This is a genomic window from Mesorhizobium sp. BR1-1-16, from assembly GCF_020165495.1.
In the GTDB taxonomy this organism is placed as follows: Bacteria; Pseudomonadota; Alphaproteobacteria; order Rhizobiales; family Kaistiaceae; genus Kaistia.
This window is the reverse complement of sequence record NZ_JAIUIE010000001.1, coordinates 302,769-316,903: the sequence shown is the minus strand read 5'-3', so window position 1 is coordinate 316,903 and position 14,135 is coordinate 302,769. Positions and strand designations below refer to the sequence as shown.

The window sequence follows — 14,135 nt, the reverse complement described above, 5'->3', positions numbered from 1 at the left end:
CCAAGCGCCGCCGGGTCCCTGCCCTTCTTCGGCGTCGCCTTTTCTTCAGCCGGGATTGCTGCCGCTGCTGTTCCCCTGATGGCGACGAAGCGCTATATGCCCGCCATGACCACGAGCGCTCCCCCGACCATCGAACAGATCATCGAAGATTTCGGCTTCCTCGAGGAATGGGAAGATCGCTATCGCTATCTGATCGAACTCGGCCGCGCGCTCGCACCAATGCCGGCCGAAGCGCACAACGACGTCAACAAGGTGCAGGGCTGCGCCAGCCAGGTCTGGCTGCAGAAGACGATTCGCGATGAGGACGGTACGCGGCGGATAGACTTCCTCGGGGACAGCGATGCGCTGATCGTCAGCGGCCTCGTGGCGATCGTCATCGCGCTCTATTCGGGCCGGACGCCGGCCGAGATCCTCGCCGTCGATGCCGAGGCGATATTCGCGACGCTTGGCCTCAAGGATCACCTGTCGCAACAGCGCTCCAACGGCCTGCGCTCGATGGTCGCCCGCATCCGCAACGAAGCTGCCGCCGCAACGCTCTGATCTCTCAGCCGGCGCGCTGCCGGCTGGCGGCAGCGCCGACATTATCGAAGCCATAATGCCGGGCCAGAGCGTCAAGCCCGAGCCGCAGCACCAGCTTGGCCGATCGCTTCGGCCAGCCGCGTTCGCCCTCGATCTGGTCGATCCCCTTCAAGAAGCAGCAGAAATCCACCACCACGCCTGAAAGCTCCGGGCCTACGGCCCGCAAGGCGCGTTCGACGCGCATGCGCGCCGCGAGGCCCGCCTCCGTGATCTCGGCAATGCCCCCAGCGCCGCCGGCGCCGCGGCCCCCGCCTCCTGCCGGGTTCCAACTGGCGGTGATGCCGGGCATCAACTGGCCGCGCGTGAAATCGGCGCGCAGCCGCTCACCGGCGGCAAAGGCCGCATCGTCGATCAATGGCTGCCCATCGCGGCCCTTGCGGGCCCGGAGCCAGCCAAGCGGGCTTTCGCCGGCATCGACGGTCACCGCGTGGCGCACGCCATCGGTTTCGATGATCCGCCGTTCGCGTGTCTGATGCTGCAGCGTGAGATCGTCCCCGCCGGCCAGCATGCGGCGAACCATCGCTCGGCCCGCATCCGACAAGCGATAATGCCCCCTGGCCTCTTCGAAAAGTGCGCCACGTGCGCGCAACCGGCGGAGCGCGCCGGCATCGACATTACCGCGTCGTGCACCGTCGCAGCCGACCAACCAAGCCTCGCCCGCATCGTCGAGTTCAGCATGAGTGCCGGATCCAGCGAGGCGTCGGGCGAGCCGACGCTCGGTCATATCCGCCTTCATGGCCGCACCTCGCCTGACCTCAGCCGGGCGACGACCATCTGATCGAGCCGATCGACAAGGGCATCGGTAGCGGCATCGTCACGCGATTCCTCGATGCGGCGGCAGGCGTGCGCTGCAGTCGTGCGGTCGCGCTGAAACAGGCGTCCCGTTTCGGTGAATGAAAGTCCAAGCCGTGTCCGGGCGAGATAGATTGCCAGCTGACGAGCGAACGCAATGCGCGCCGGCCCGCGGGCTCCGCCCAGAATGCGGTCGGGCCGGATCGCCAGCGCGGTCCCGATGGTCTCGGCCAGGAGGCGGCGCGTCGCCTCATCGCAATCGCCAGAACGTCGCCGTCCCGACGCTTCACCGCCGCTTTCAGTATGCATGATGACTCAATCCTCGCACCAACTTCAGATTGCCTGATTAGGAATTACTTCCTAGTGGTAGGCTAATCCAGTTTGGCGGAGCGGGGATAGATTTCTTTGGGCTGCGGACAAAAGCCCCCAAAAAAGCAGAAGCCCGGCCAAGGCCGGGCTTCAAGATCAGGCCGTTCGAGGTCGGATCAGCGGCGCTTGCGCTGCTGTCCGAGGCCCATCTTCTTGGCCAGTTCCGAACGGGCGGCCGCATAGCTCGGAGCGACCATCGGATAGTCGGCCGGCAGGCCCCACTTCTCGCGATACTCTTCCGGCGACAGGTCGTAATGCGTGCGAAGGTGCCGCTTCAGCGACTTGAACTTCTTGCCATCTTCGAGGCAAACGATGAAATCCGGGAAAACCGACTTCTTCGGATTGACCGCCGGCTTCAGCGGCTCAGGCTCCGGCTCGACGACACCGCCATGAGTGCGGCTCAGAGCCTGAAAGACTTCCGAGATCAGCCCCGGCAGATCGTGCGCCGAGACGGAGTTGTTGCTGACGTAAGCCGACACAATGTCAGCTGTCAGATCAATCAAGTCACTACCGACGATTTTCTCGCTCATCATTCCACCAAACCTCTATCGATAACTCGTGCAAATAACCGGGGCGCTCCGGGACGACTTGCCGACCCCTCTGGCAATTCTCAATTGCCGTGGAACCAACACACCGCGACGGGACGCAGCCTGAACGTATATTTCGTGCGTTCTATATAAGTCGAAGTAGGAGAATACAAGTGCACACAGGGTGGAAAAAATCGACATTACACATCTTTCGAAACGCGTCGATTGGTCTCCAGTGGACCTTGTCGTTTCCAGCAGAATTGATCGGCCATACCTCACATGGCGGCGATAAACAGGCAAATGCCGAGAAGCGCCGTCGCGACGAGGGCTATATCTCCCGTCCGCCAGTTCCCGGCGTCCATCGTGCGCTGCATCCAAGCCTCTGACAGATCACGGATTTTTTTAGCCTCGACTTCGGCCCTGGACGGAATCGTTGCGACCCCTCTCCGAGATATCGCACGAACAGCATTGACCAGCAATTGTGGGAGTGATCGCCACAACCAGTCTGTATCCCGTATAGCGCGCGCACGCGGTGCAAGTAATCCCAGAAACAAAACGAAACAAATAGATGAGCCAATGAGGAGCTGCAGCTGAAAGAGAATATGATCTGGCGTGAGCACCGCGACGGCATCGATACCGGGTACGATTCGCATCAAGAGACTCGGCGCCACTCCAACGACGAGAAGAACCAGCCCAACGCCTCCCATCGCCAGCTTCATCGCCGGTGCAGTTGCCAGGCTCAATGGTGGAGGCGTCGATGACCGCAGCATGGCGAACCAGGGCAGGCGCAGGCCCGCATACAGCATCGAGCCGGCCGAGATGGCCGTGAGCGCGAACCAGGCGACCGCGGCATGCTCTTCGGCGAGCGCCTGCATGATCGCGGATTTGCTGACAAAGCCGGCGGTAAGAGGCATCGCGGCGAGCGCCAGTCCGCCAAGGATCATCGCTGCCGTGGCAAAGGGCATCGACCGGGCGAGACCACCGAGCGCCGTCAGGCGCGTGGTTCCGGTCGCCCGCAGCACCGTCCCGGCAGCCATCATCAGCAGGCCCTTGTAAAGGATGTGCACGAAGGCATGCGCCGCAGCCGCCGCAAGGGCCAACGGCGTCCCGATCCCGATGGCTACGACCATGAAGCCGACCTGGCCGACGATCGAATAGGACAGCATGCGGCGGATGTCATTCCCCAGCAACGCATAGACCATCCCGTAGACGGCCATGATCAGTCCGATCGGAACCAGCGCCGCCTCCCCGGGGAAAAGGCGGATCAGGACGGCGACCGCGGCTTTGGTCGTGAAGGCGGAGAGGAATACCGCGCCGGACCATGATGCGCGCGGATACGCATCGGCGACCCAGGCGGATACCGGCGGCGCGCCCGCGTTGACCAGGATTCCGGCCAGCATCAGCACCGAGCCGATCGAGTCCGCCGCGAAGGGACGGATCGCCGTGCCGCCGCTGCCGATCGATGCGGCGATGCCGGCAAAGAAGAGGACGCCGCCGAAGGCATGCATCAGCGCGTAGCGAAGGCCGGCTCTACTGGCGCCGTTGGAGAAGATGACAACGGCAGAACCGATCGCCATCACTTCCCAGAAGAGGAACAAGGTGACGAGATCGCCCGCGAAGACCACACCCTGAGCCGACCCGGCATAAAGTAGCGCGGCGGCCCGCTCGGTGCTGCTGCGCTGTGGCAGTGCGAAGACTGCGCCGCCGATCGCGGCGAGCGCGAAGGCAGTCCCAAAGAGGCGGGCCGTCGGATCCGACGCGATCGGCATCAGCGTCAGTCCGAGCCAATCGATGCCGGGACCTGCCGCCTGCGGCACCATCCAGACAAAGACCAGCGCCAGCATCGGCGCGGCGACGAAAACGACATCCTGTACCAGGCCGCGCAGCACCGCGACGAGCACGCTGCCGACGAGGAGCGGCAGCCAGGGCGCGAGAAGCAGAGTCTCAGCCATCGCGCTCCTCCTCTTCGGCCACGATCTCGCTACGACCAGCGATCCGGCTCCATCCAAGCGCCAATGCAATCGCGACGGCCGAGGCGATGATGCCAAACCAGGCGGCGAAGCCCGCCGTGCCGTCAATGCCGAAGGCCGGATGATGCGCGACGAACAAGTCAGCGACGACGCACACGGCCAGGAACGCGGCCAATGCTCCCGCGATGAGACGGCGCCTCATCGTCATCGGACCAATCCTTTCGGCGTCAATCGCTTTCGAAGGGATCATCGGCTCACCAGAGCGCTTGCGAGGCGATAGGGAACCTCGGGGAAAAGGAAGAGCAGGATCGTACCGACCGCTGTCGCCGTGAGGGCCACGACCATGGCAAGCGGCGCCTCGGCCACCGGACCACCGGCGGGTTTCAGGAACGCCCGCGTCACGATCGGCAGCAGATAGGCTGCATTGAGCACCGTCGAGACGATGATGACTGCGACCGCAAACCAGTCATGCGCGCTGCCCGCGCCCGAAAGCATGAACCATTTTCCGAGAAAGCCGGCGGTCGGCGGCAGGCCGATCATCGACAGCGCGCCGATGGCGAACGCCGCCATGGTCCAGGGCATGCGCCGGCCAATACCGTCCATCTGGCTGACCTTGTCGACATGCTCGGCCGTATAGACCGATCCGGCTGCGAAGAAGAGCGTGATCTTGGAGACTGCGTGGGCCGCGATGTGAATGGCGGCGCCGATCGCGGCGGCGGGGGTCGCGAGTGCCGCGGCCATGACGATGTAGGAAAGCTGGCCGATGGTCGAATAAGCGAGCCGGCGCTTCAGATCATCTGCCGTCATCGCGACGAGCGAAGCGGCGATAATGGTGAAGCCCGCGACATAGACGAGCCATTGCGACGCGCCGGTCGCCTGCAACGTATCGAGGCCGAAGATATAGATGGTGACCTTGAGGATGGTGAAGACACCCGCCTTCACGACGGCAACCGCGTGCAAAAGCGCCGAGACCGGCGTCGGCGCGACCATTGCCGCCGGCAGCCAGCGATGCAGCGGCATCACGGCCGCCTTGGCGGCGCCGAAGACGAACAGCCCTAGAAGCACCGCCATCGCCAGCGGGCCGATCCTGCCGGCGAGAATGCCCCCGATCTGGAAATTGGTCGTTCCCGCCACGAAAGCCGTCCAGATGATCGCTGGCAGCAGCAGGATCATCGAGGCGCCGATCAGCGTCAGCAGATAGATGCGGCCGGCGCGCATCGCAGCTGGCGACTGCTTGTGCGTGACCAGCGGATAGGTCGAGAGCGACAGAAGCTCGTAGAACAGGAACAGCGTCACCAGATTGCCGGCGAGCGCGACGCCCATCGTCGCCGCGATGGCGACGGCGAAGGCCGCGAAGAACATCGTCTGCCGCGGTTCCTGATTGCCGCGCATATAGCCGATTGAATAGACGGAATTGGCGATCCAAAGCGTCGCCGCGACGATCGCGAACAGCATGCCGAGCGGCTCGACCCGGAGGATGAGCTCCAGCCCCGGCGCGATGCGAACGAGCGGCAACGCCGGCCGCGCGCCCGCCAGGACATCGACCAGCAAAGCGCATATCGCGATGAACAGCAGCAGCGCGCCGACAAGGCTGGCCGCCTCGCGAAGATCCGGCCGTCGCCCGAGCAGCATAACCAGAACGGCGACGACGGCGGGTATGATGAGCGCGAGCCCCAGCAATGAGGGTCCACTCATCATCGCGCTCATGGACAAAACGGTCATGGCCGCCCCCCGAGAAGCGCCGACGCCGCAGCGCCGGCCAGCCGGGCGGGGAACTCGGCGTCGATACCGAAGAGGATCGTGAGGCCGGCCAGAAGCAGCGTCGGCAACAGCATGCCGAGCGGCGCCTCACGCGCAGCGAGCGCGGTTTTGCTGGGCTCGCGGAACCAGACGACCTCGAGGATGCGGCCGACATAGAGAACGGCAATCACGGAGCTGGCGACGATCAGGAAGGCCAGCCACCCCTTGCCGTCGTCGAAGGCGCCGAGAACGAGATACCATTTCGACACGAAGCCGCTCGTGCCGGGCACGCCGATGAGGCCAAGACCCGCAATGGTCAACGCGACCGACGTCGCCGGCATGGTCCGGCCGATGCCCGCAAGATCGTCGAGCCGCGACGAACCACACCGCAGCAGCACAGCGCCGATCGCCATGAAGGCGGCGCCCTTCATCAGCGCGTGGTTGACGATATGCAGAAATGCTCCGGTCAATCCGGCCGGATTGGCAAGCGCGAGGCCAAGCGTGATGTAGCCGATCTGCGCGACCGAGGAGAACGCAAGCAAGCGCTTGACGTCGCGCTGGAATACCGCGGCGGCGGAGGCGACGAACATCGCGCCGAGCGAGAGCACGATCAATACGCCCGTGACCGAAACCGGCCCGAGCTCGACATGAATGCCAAAGACGCCGAACAGGAAGCGCGCCATCAGGTAGACCGCGACCTTGGTCGCGGTCGAGGCAATCAGGACCGTCGCCGCCGAGGGCGCATAGCCATAGGCGTTGGGCAGCCAGGCATGCAGCGGAAAGAGCGCCAGCTTCAGGGCGATGCCGACGAGGATGAAGGCTTCGGCGGCGATCAGCGCGCGCGGCGACGTGACGTCCGGCAGCCGCTCGATGATCAGAGCGAGATTGAGCGTGCCGGTGGACAGATAAAGGAGGCCGACGCCAATGACATAGAAGGTCGCGCCGATCGTTCCGACGATCAGATATTGGTAGGCGGCGACGAGAGCCCGCCGGTCGCGGCCGAGTGCAATCAGCGTATAGGTCGAGAGCGAGGAGATCTCGAGGAAGACGAAGGCGTTGAACGCGTCGCCGGTGATCGCCATGCCGAGCAGGCCGGACATCGCCACCAACATCATGGCGTAGAACCACGGCACGCGTCCGCTATCGATCTCATCCGCGACGCTCCGGCGAGCATAAACCAGCGTCGCGAGGGATATGCCCGTTACAAGAAGCAGAACGAGCGCGTTCACCGCATCGACGCGATACTCGATGCCGAGGTCCGGAGCGAAGCCGCCGAGGCGATAAGAGACGACGCCGAGCGTTTCCACGCCGAAGACAAGGCGGAACGCGGCCATGGCACTGACGAGCGCCGCGATGACGGCGATCGGCCATGAGGCGATCTCGACGCGGATCAACGCCACCAGCAGCGCGCCGAGCAGCGGCGCGAGCACGATGATAACCGGCAGATGCTGGTCGACTGCGGCGATGAGGCTCATCCGCGCGTGCCCGCCTTGCGGGTGGCGGGACTCGCCTGCCCGCGATCCCTGGCCAGCACCTCGTCCTCCTCGATGGTTCCGTAGGCTTCCTTGATGCGGATCGCGAGAGCAAGGCCGAGCGCCAGCGTGCCGATGCCGACCACGATCGCGGTCAGAATCAGAACATGCGGCAGAGGGTTGGCATAGACATCGAAACGCGGATCGAGGATCGGCGCCGTGCCGCCGAATATCTTCCCGGGCAGCAGATAGAGCAGGTAGACCGAGGACTGGAACAGCGACAGTCCGACCAGCTTCTTGATCATGTTATTGCGGGCGATGACGATATAGAGCCCCGCGACCATCACCAGGACGATCGTGAAACGCGTCGCCTCGGAGGCAAGCATCGCCACGAGGCTCATGACGCCCTCCGGCTCGCGAAAGCATAGTAGATCGCGATCATGCTGGAGAAGACAGTGAGGAACACGCCGGCCTCGACGAAGAAGACGCCCCATTCCTGGCCGTGGACTGGGTCATGTGCCAGGGGATTATAGTCGAGGAAGTTGCCGCCAAGCGCCATCGAGACGAGGCCGACAGACGCATAGACCAGCACTCCGGCAGGGATCAGCCGCTCGACCAGAGCCATTGATACCAGCCTCTGCGCCGCGCCTAGGCCATTGATGATCGCATAGAGGATCACGCCCGCCGCCGCGATCACGCCGGCCTGAAAGCCGCCGCCAGGACCGTAATCACCATGAAACTGGACATAGAGCGCAAAGAGGATGAGCGGCGCCATGATGAACTTGGCGGCAACGCGCAGCACGATATCGCGGCGCATGGCTATGACCTCTCGCCGCTGCGTCGGCGCAGCAGCACCAGCACGCCGATCGCCGCCGTGAAAACGACCGCGGTCTCGCCGAGCGTATCGAAGCCGCGATAGCTTGCGAGCACTGCGGTCACGACATTGGGGATACCCGTGTCGGGCAAGGTGCGACCGAGATAATCAGCGCCGACAGCGTGGATCGGCTGCGCCGACGAACCAAAATCAGGCAGATCGCTCATGCCCCAGACCAGCACGGCGGCCGTGACGGCGGCAACGAACAGCGGCGCGATCCGGCGTGCCGTTCCCGTGGCTTCCTTGACGTCGGTCAGATAGAGCGCGCCGAGGAACAGCACCGTCGAGATGCCGGCGCCGACCGAAGCTTCTGTCATCGCGACGTCGACGGCATCGAGAACGACGAACAGCGTCGCCATGACGAAGCTGTAGGCGCCGAGCAACACGACGACTGCAAACAGCCCGCGAATGCGGACGATCGCGACGGCCAGGACCATGACCAGCAGCATCAAAGCCAGCGAAAGAAACGCCTCGACGAAGACCGGATCGATGGTGCTCACCGCCGCCTCCCCTTCTTGGACGTGTTCTTGGGCGTGTTCTTCGGCACTTTTTTCGGAGCTGCCTTCGCTTCCGAGGTTGCAACGGTCTTCACGGTGTCGGCCGCCTTGCCGGGTCCTTTCTTGGCAGCATGGCGCATCGCGCCAAGCGGCTTGACCCCGGCCGCCAGCGCCGCGGCCGCCAGCGCATGCGTGGTGGCCGGTCCCATGAACAGCAGGAACAGGATGAGGAAGACGAGCTTCACGGCGGCGACGGTAAAGCCGGCATGGACGGCGAGGCCAGAAAGGATCAAGGCCATGCCGGTTGTATCGGACAGCGAAGCGGCATGCAGGCGCGTGAAGAGATCGGGCATGCGGATGAAACCGATCGCGCCCGTCAGGAAGAAGCCGGCGCCGGCAAGAATGAGGACGCCGCTGACGATATTGGCGAGGATATCGGTCATCGCGCCTCCTCCGCCTGTTCCTCGTCTTCGGAACCAGCACGGAAGAATTTCAGCACAGCAAACACGCCGACATAGTTGAGCAGCGCATAAGTCAGCGTCAGGTCGATGAAATCCGGTCGCTCGGTGAGAAAGCCATAAAGCGCCACGATCAGGATCGCGCCATTGCCGATGGAGTTGGCAGCCAGCAGTCGATCGAAGGTCGTCGGTCCCGCCACGGTACGGAACGTCATCAGAACAACGGCGACGAGAACGGCGAGGAGGGCCGCAAAGAGAATCACGCCGGGCCCTCCTTCTCGAAAGCCACGACGCGCCGATCCATCTCGCCGGACCGCACGCCTTCAGCGCCTGCCTTGGTCAACGCGTGCACGGTGAAGCGGTCATGCTCCCGATCGATCCCGACCGTCACGGTACCCGGCGTCAACGTGATCGAATTGGCATAGGTGACGGCGCCGACGGCTGTCTTGGGGCCAACGGAAATCTCGAACAATTCGGGCTCGATCGGCCTCCGCACGTCGAGGATCGTACGCGCGACGTCGATGGAGGACTTCACGATCTCAATGACGAGCCACGGCCAGTAGCCGAGGCCGCCGACGATGCGCTCGACGGGATGGCCCTCTTCGTCCGCGAAGCCCGTCAGGCGGCCGACAAAAGCGATCCCGGCCGAAATCACGATGCCTGCACTGACAAGCCACAGCGTATAGTGGCCGGAAAGCAGCAGCCAGAAGGCGAACAGCCAGAGCGCAAGGCTGACAGTGCGGATCATCGGGCCCTTGTCGTCGGAGGCGCCCCCGGGCGCGTTGCGATTCGTGTCCGCGCACACCAAAGCATGCAAAAGCGATCAACCCAAGACGTAACCGGGCCGGACCAGTGCTTGGCGCCGCGCGAGCGGGCCTCTATCTAGGCTGCAACGAACATCCTGGCCCCGCCATCTGCCCCTCCGGAGATTTCCCGCTCGTGAATCCGCCCATTGCCGCCAAACATCCCGTCACACTCCAAGCCCATGGCATCGCGCGCCAGGACGACTATGCGTGGATTCGCGCCGACAACTGGCAGGAGGTGATGCGCGATCCATCCGCGCTGGCGCCGGAGATCCGGGCGCATCTCGAGGCCGAGAACGCCTATACCAAGGCCGAGATGGCCGATACCGAGGCGCTGCAGGCGACGCTGTTCAAGGAGATGCGCGGGCGGATCAAGGAAGACGATTCCTCGGTTCCCGCTCCGGACGGCCCCTATGCCTATGCCTCGCGCTATCTCGAAGGCGCCGAGCAGCCGCGCATCGTGCGCACAGCGCGCGAGGGCGGGCCGGAAACCGTGCTGCTCGATGTCGATGCGATGGCCAAGGGTCACGCCTTCTACGAGATCGGTGGCGCCGACCACAGCCCTGATCATGCGCTGATCGCCTGGGCCTATGACGACAAGGGCTCGGAGGCCTATACGCTCCGCGTGCGCGAGGCCGAGACCGGTATCGACCTCGCCGACACGATCGAGACGACGACGGGCGGCGCCGTCTGGGCGGCCGACAGCCGGACGCTTTTCTACACGGTGCTCGACGACAATCATCGCCCCTGCCGGATCTATCGCCATCGCGTCGGCAGCCCGACCAGCGAGGATGTGCTGGTCTTCGAGGAGACCAATCCCGGCTTCTTCCTCGGCATCGGCCAGACCCAGTCCGGTCGCTACCTCTTGGTCGATTCGCACGATCACGAGACGTCGGAAGTGCATCTCATCGACGCCGAGGCGCCCGAGGCGGCGCCGCGTCTGATCGCACCGCGTCGTCCGGCCGAGGAATATGACGTTGACCACAACGGCGACACGTTTTTCATCCTGACCAATGCCGACGGCGCCGAAGACTTCAAGATCGTCACGGCGCCCGTGGCCAATCCGGGCCGCGAGAACTGGACCGACCTCGTGCCGCATCAGCCGGGCCGGCTGATCCTCGGCCTCACGGTCTACAAGGACTTCATGGTCCGTCTCGAGCGTGAGGGCGGGCTGCCGCGCATCGTCATCCGTGAGCTTGCAAGCGGCGAGGAACACGCGATCGCCTTTGACGAGGAGGCCTATTCGCTCGGCCTCGGCGATGGCTATGAATTCGACACCACTATGCTGCGCTTCACCTATTCCTCGATGACGACACCGTCTCGTGTCTATGATTACGACATGGCGACGCGTGAGCGGGTGCTGCGCAAGGAGCAGGAGGTCCCCTCCGGCCATGACGCGAGCCAGTATGTGACGCGCCGCGTCTTCGCACGGGCCGGCGACGGCGAGACCGTTCCGGTTTCGCTGCTCTATCGCAAGGATACGCCGCTCGATGGCAGCGCGCCGCTGCTGCTTTACGGGTATGGTTCCTACGGCATCACCATCCCCGCATCATTCAGCATCACGCGTCTCTCGCTGGTCGATCGCGGTATCGTCTATGCCATCGCCCATATCCGTGGCGGCAAAGACAAGGGCTTCCGCTGGTATGCCGATGGGCGGCGCGAGAAGAAGCAGAACTCATTCCGCGACTTCATCGCCGCCGGCGAATATCTGGCGTCGGAAGGCTTCACATCGCGCGGCAAGATCGTCGGCTGGGGCGGTTCGGCCGGCGGCATGCTCATGGGCGCGGTCTCGAACATGGCGCCCGATCTCTTCGGCGGCATCGTCGCCGAGGTGCCGTTCGTCGATGTGCTCAACACCATGCTCGACGCCACGCTCCCGCTGACGCCGCCGGAATGGCCGGAATGGGGCAATCCGATCGAAAGCGCGGCCGACTACCAGTCGATCGCCGCCTATTCGCCCTACGACAATGTCGCGGCCAAGGCCTACCCGCCGATTCTCGCCATCGGCGGGCTCACCGATCCGCGCGTGACCTATTGGGAGCCGGCGAAATGGGTCGCGAAGCTGCGCGCCACCAAGACCAATGATGCGCCGCTGCTGCTCAAGACCAATATGGACGCCGGTCATGGCGGCGCTTCCGGGCGCTTCGACAGCCTGAAGGAGACGGCGTTTGCCACCGCTTTCGTGCTGAAGGTCGCCGGCCGCGCTTGACGTCTCCGCAGGCGGCGACACTTTGCAATGACGGTCCCGTCGATCGACGGGACCGAGCCAGCCTGGGGAGGTCCGCCAATGTCAAAGACCGCGATCAGCTCGACCGCAGCAGCCGCCATGCTCGCCTTCGCCGTCGCCTCCTGCACGGCGACGACGCCAGGCGGTGGTCAGCGCTTCTATGGCATCCAGGGATTTGGCGACAATGTTTCGGCCGGCGACTGCCGGGCGCTGGCGGCGCAGGTCGGGCCGCAGAATGTCTGGTTCTCGCGCTTCTCGGGCTCCAAGCCCAACCCCTGGGATACCGGCCTCTGGCCAGCCTGGGGCAATGGCTGCTTCAAGACGCAGGCGGCGTGCAAGCGCTGGCTCTACGACGTCCAGTCAGAATGGCCGCAACTGATGGACTTCACTTTCTGCCAGCGCGGACTGCAGAAGGCTTGAGGCGCAAACTCATATTGTTGGTGGCATCGGCGGCTCGTCGCCAGCGTCGATGTCCCGATCAGCCAAGCTCTTCGGCCAGGCCAATCAGAATCCCTTCAGGCCCGCGGATGTAGCAGAGCCGGTACATGTCGCCGTACTGGACGACTTCGCCGACGAGTTGAGCGCCGTGACTGCTGAGCCTTGCAAGGGTCTCGTCAAGGTCGTCCACCGCGAACATGACGCGGAGATAGCCGAGGGCATTGACCGGGGCGTTCCGGTGGTCCGCGACGACCGGCGGCGCTATGAAGCGCGAGAGCTCCAACCGGCCATGGCCGTCCGGCGTACGCATCATGGCAATCTCGACATGCTGATCGCCCAGTCCGGTGACCCGCCCGGCCCATTCTCCTTCGATCGTGGCCCGCCCTTCGAGCTCAAGGCCAAGTTCGCGAAAGAAATCGACCGCCGCGCCAAGGTCGTCAACGACGATTCCTACGTTGTCCATCCGCTTGAGCGCCATCTCGTCAGACTCCCATATTTGGCCTCGGCGTGAAATCCAGCGCCAGCATCCTCGTGACCATAAAACAAAAGCCCCGGCACTAGGCCGGGGCTTTCCAATTCTTGCTTCGAGCAGACGCCCTAGACGGCCTTTTCGTAGAGCTCCAGGACGTAGTCCCAGTTGATCAGGCTGTCGACGAACGCCTCAAGATATTTCGGGCGGGCGTTGCGGTAGTCGATGTAATAGGAGTGTTCCCAGACATCGACGCCGAGGATCGGCGCGCCGCCATGGACGAGCGGGTTTTCGCCGTTCGGCGTCTTCGAGATCTCGAGCTTGCCGTTCTTGACCGAAAGCCAGGCCCAGCCCGAGCCGAACTGCGTCGTGCCGGCGGCGATGAAATCGGTCCGGAACTTGTCGTAGCCGCCGAGGTCGCTGTCGACAGCGGCCTGCAGCTTGCCGGGGAGGCTCTTGCCCCCGCCGTCCTTCTTCAGCCACTTCCAGAAATGGATGTGATTGTAGTGCTGGCCGGCATTGTTGAAGAGGCCGGCATTCTTGCCATAGCTCTCCTTGACGATCTCTTCGAGGCTCTTGTCCTCGAGACCCGAGCCCTTCAGCAGGTTGTTGCCGTTGGTGACGTAAGCCTGATGGTGCTTGTCATGGTGGTATTCGAGCGTCTCCTTCGACATGAAGGGCGCGAGCGCCTCGTAGTCGTAGGGGAGCGGGGGAAGTTCGAAGGCCATCGGAACAACTCCTGTCGACGATAGGTTTGGAAATCGGGCTACCGCGTCGAAAACGGCCTGCCGCGATGAACGTTCCGGCTGCACCATAGGCACCCTGCCGGCCAGCGGCAACCGCAGAGATCGGGTTTGCACCGGCTCCGAAACGAGCCGTTCGCGTTCTGCCGACAATGCGCAACGCCCTGCCCCACGCAT

Annotated in this window: 18 protein-coding genes; 3 read left to right on the top strand and 15 right to left on the bottom strand. The window is 64.1% G+C overall.

The window, feature by feature from the left end; genetic code table 11:
* The first annotated feature begins 96 nt into the window (after positions 1-96).
* The gene (locus LB518_RS01570; RefSeq protein WP_224572256.1) at positions 97-540 is read left to right on the top strand and encodes a SufE family protein; all 444 of its coding nucleotides are present in this window, start codon (positions 97-99) and stop codon (positions 538-540) included.
* A 4-nt stretch (positions 541-544) separates the two neighbouring features.
* On the opposite strand, the gene LB518_RS01565 is transcribed toward LB518_RS01570, so the two are convergent.
* The 13 genes from LB518_RS01565 to LB518_RS01505 form a co-directional block, all read right to left on the bottom strand.
* Positions 545-1,303, bottom strand: coding sequence for a DUF6456 domain-containing protein (locus LB518_RS01565; protein ID WP_224572254.1), 759 nt, complete (start codon positions 1,301-1,303; stop codon positions 545-547).
* An 8-nt stretch (positions 1,304-1,311) separates the two neighbouring features.
* Positions 1,312-1,680 (bottom strand): helix-turn-helix domain-containing protein, encoded by a 369-nt coding sequence (locus tag LB518_RS01560; protein WP_224572252.1) that lies wholly within the window; start codon positions 1,678-1,680, stop codon positions 1,312-1,314.
* A 176-nt stretch (positions 1,681-1,856) separates the two neighbouring features.
* On the bottom strand, positions 1,857-2,270 hold the full coding sequence (locus tag LB518_RS01555; protein ID WP_224572250.1) for a Ros/MucR family transcriptional regulator: 414 nt from the start codon (positions 2,268-2,270) through the stop codon (positions 1,857-1,859).
* A gap of 272 nt (positions 2,271-2,542) precedes the next feature.
* Positions 2,543-4,219, bottom strand: a complete 1,677-nt coding sequence (locus LB518_RS01550; protein ID WP_224572248.1) for a proton-conducting transporter transmembrane domain-containing protein — start codon at positions 4,217-4,219, stop codon at positions 2,543-2,545.
* Positions 4,212-4,445, bottom strand: a complete 234-nt coding sequence (locus LB518_RS01545; RefSeq protein WP_224572239.1) for a hypothetical protein — start codon at positions 4,443-4,445, stop codon at positions 4,212-4,214. Before LB518_RS01545 ends, LB518_RS01550 begins: the two co-directional genes overlap by 8 nt.
* 38 nt (positions 4,446-4,483) lie before the next feature.
* On the bottom strand, positions 4,484-5,959 hold the full coding sequence (locus LB518_RS01540; protein WP_224572237.1) for a proton-conducting transporter transmembrane domain-containing protein: 1,476 nt from the start codon (positions 5,957-5,959) through the stop codon (positions 4,484-4,486).
* A complete protein-coding gene (locus LB518_RS01535) occupies positions 5,956-7,452 on the bottom strand; it encodes a monovalent cation/H+ antiporter subunit D family protein (RefSeq protein ID WP_224572227.1) in 1,497 nt (498 codons plus the stop codon). Before LB518_RS01535 ends, LB518_RS01540 begins: the two co-directional genes overlap by 4 nt.
* Positions 7,449-7,850 (bottom strand): cation:proton antiporter subunit C, encoded by a 402-nt coding sequence (locus LB518_RS01530; protein WP_224572225.1) that lies wholly within the window; start codon positions 7,848-7,850, stop codon positions 7,449-7,451. Before LB518_RS01530 ends, LB518_RS01535 begins: the two co-directional genes overlap by 4 nt.
* Positions 7,847-8,266 (bottom strand): Na(+)/H(+) antiporter subunit B, encoded by a 420-nt coding sequence (locus LB518_RS01525; protein WP_224572223.1) that lies wholly within the window; start codon positions 8,264-8,266, stop codon positions 7,847-7,849. The genes LB518_RS01530 and LB518_RS01525 overlap by 4 nt, the downstream gene beginning before the upstream one ends.
* A gap of 2 nt (positions 8,267-8,268) precedes the next feature.
* On the bottom strand, positions 8,269-8,823 hold the full coding sequence (locus LB518_RS01520) for a DUF4040 domain-containing protein (RefSeq protein ID WP_224572221.1): 555 nt from the start codon (positions 8,821-8,823) through the stop codon (positions 8,269-8,271).
* On the bottom strand, positions 8,820-9,263 hold the full coding sequence (mnhG, locus tag LB518_RS01515; protein WP_224572219.1) for a monovalent cation/H(+) antiporter subunit G: 444 nt from the start codon (positions 9,261-9,263) through the stop codon (positions 8,820-8,822). Before mnhG ends, LB518_RS01520 begins: the two co-directional genes overlap by 4 nt.
* The gene (locus tag LB518_RS01510; RefSeq protein WP_224572217.1) at positions 9,260-9,541 is read right to left on the bottom strand and encodes an MrpF/PhaF family protein; all 282 of its coding nucleotides are present in this window, start codon (positions 9,539-9,541) and stop codon (positions 9,260-9,262) included. The genes mnhG and LB518_RS01510 overlap by 4 nt, the downstream gene beginning before the upstream one ends.
* Positions 9,538-10,026 carry a Na+/H+ antiporter subunit E gene (locus LB518_RS01505; RefSeq protein ID WP_224572215.1) on the bottom strand — a complete coding sequence of 163 codons (489 nt, stop codon included), beginning with the start codon at positions 10,024-10,026 and terminating at the stop codon, positions 9,538-9,540. The genes LB518_RS01510 and LB518_RS01505 overlap by 4 nt, the downstream gene beginning before the upstream one ends.
* Before the next feature lie 164 nt (positions 10,027-10,190).
* Between LB518_RS01505 and LB518_RS01500 the strand changes: the two genes are divergently transcribed.
* Entirely contained in the window at positions 10,191-12,290 is a 2,100-nt protein-coding gene (locus tag LB518_RS01500; RefSeq protein ID WP_502845782.1) for a S9 family peptidase, read from the top strand.
* A 78-nt stretch (positions 12,291-12,368) separates the two neighbouring features.
* Positions 12,369-12,728: a hypothetical protein gene (locus tag LB518_RS01495; protein ID WP_224572211.1), complete on the top strand. Its 360-nt coding sequence runs from the start codon at positions 12,369-12,371 to the stop codon at positions 12,726-12,728.
* Positions 12,729-12,786: 58 nt separating this feature from the next.
* On the opposite strand, the gene LB518_RS01490 is transcribed toward LB518_RS01495, so the two are convergent.
* Positions 12,787-13,224, bottom strand: coding sequence for a VOC family protein (locus LB518_RS01490; protein WP_224572208.1), 438 nt, complete (start codon positions 13,222-13,224; stop codon positions 12,787-12,789).
* Positions 13,225-13,343: 119 nt separating this feature from the next.
* Complete coding sequence (locus tag LB518_RS01485) at positions 13,344-13,943, bottom strand: superoxide dismutase (protein WP_224572207.1); 600 nt, start codon at positions 13,941-13,943, stop codon at positions 13,344-13,346.
* Between the last annotated feature and the right edge of the window lie 192 nt (positions 13,944-14,135).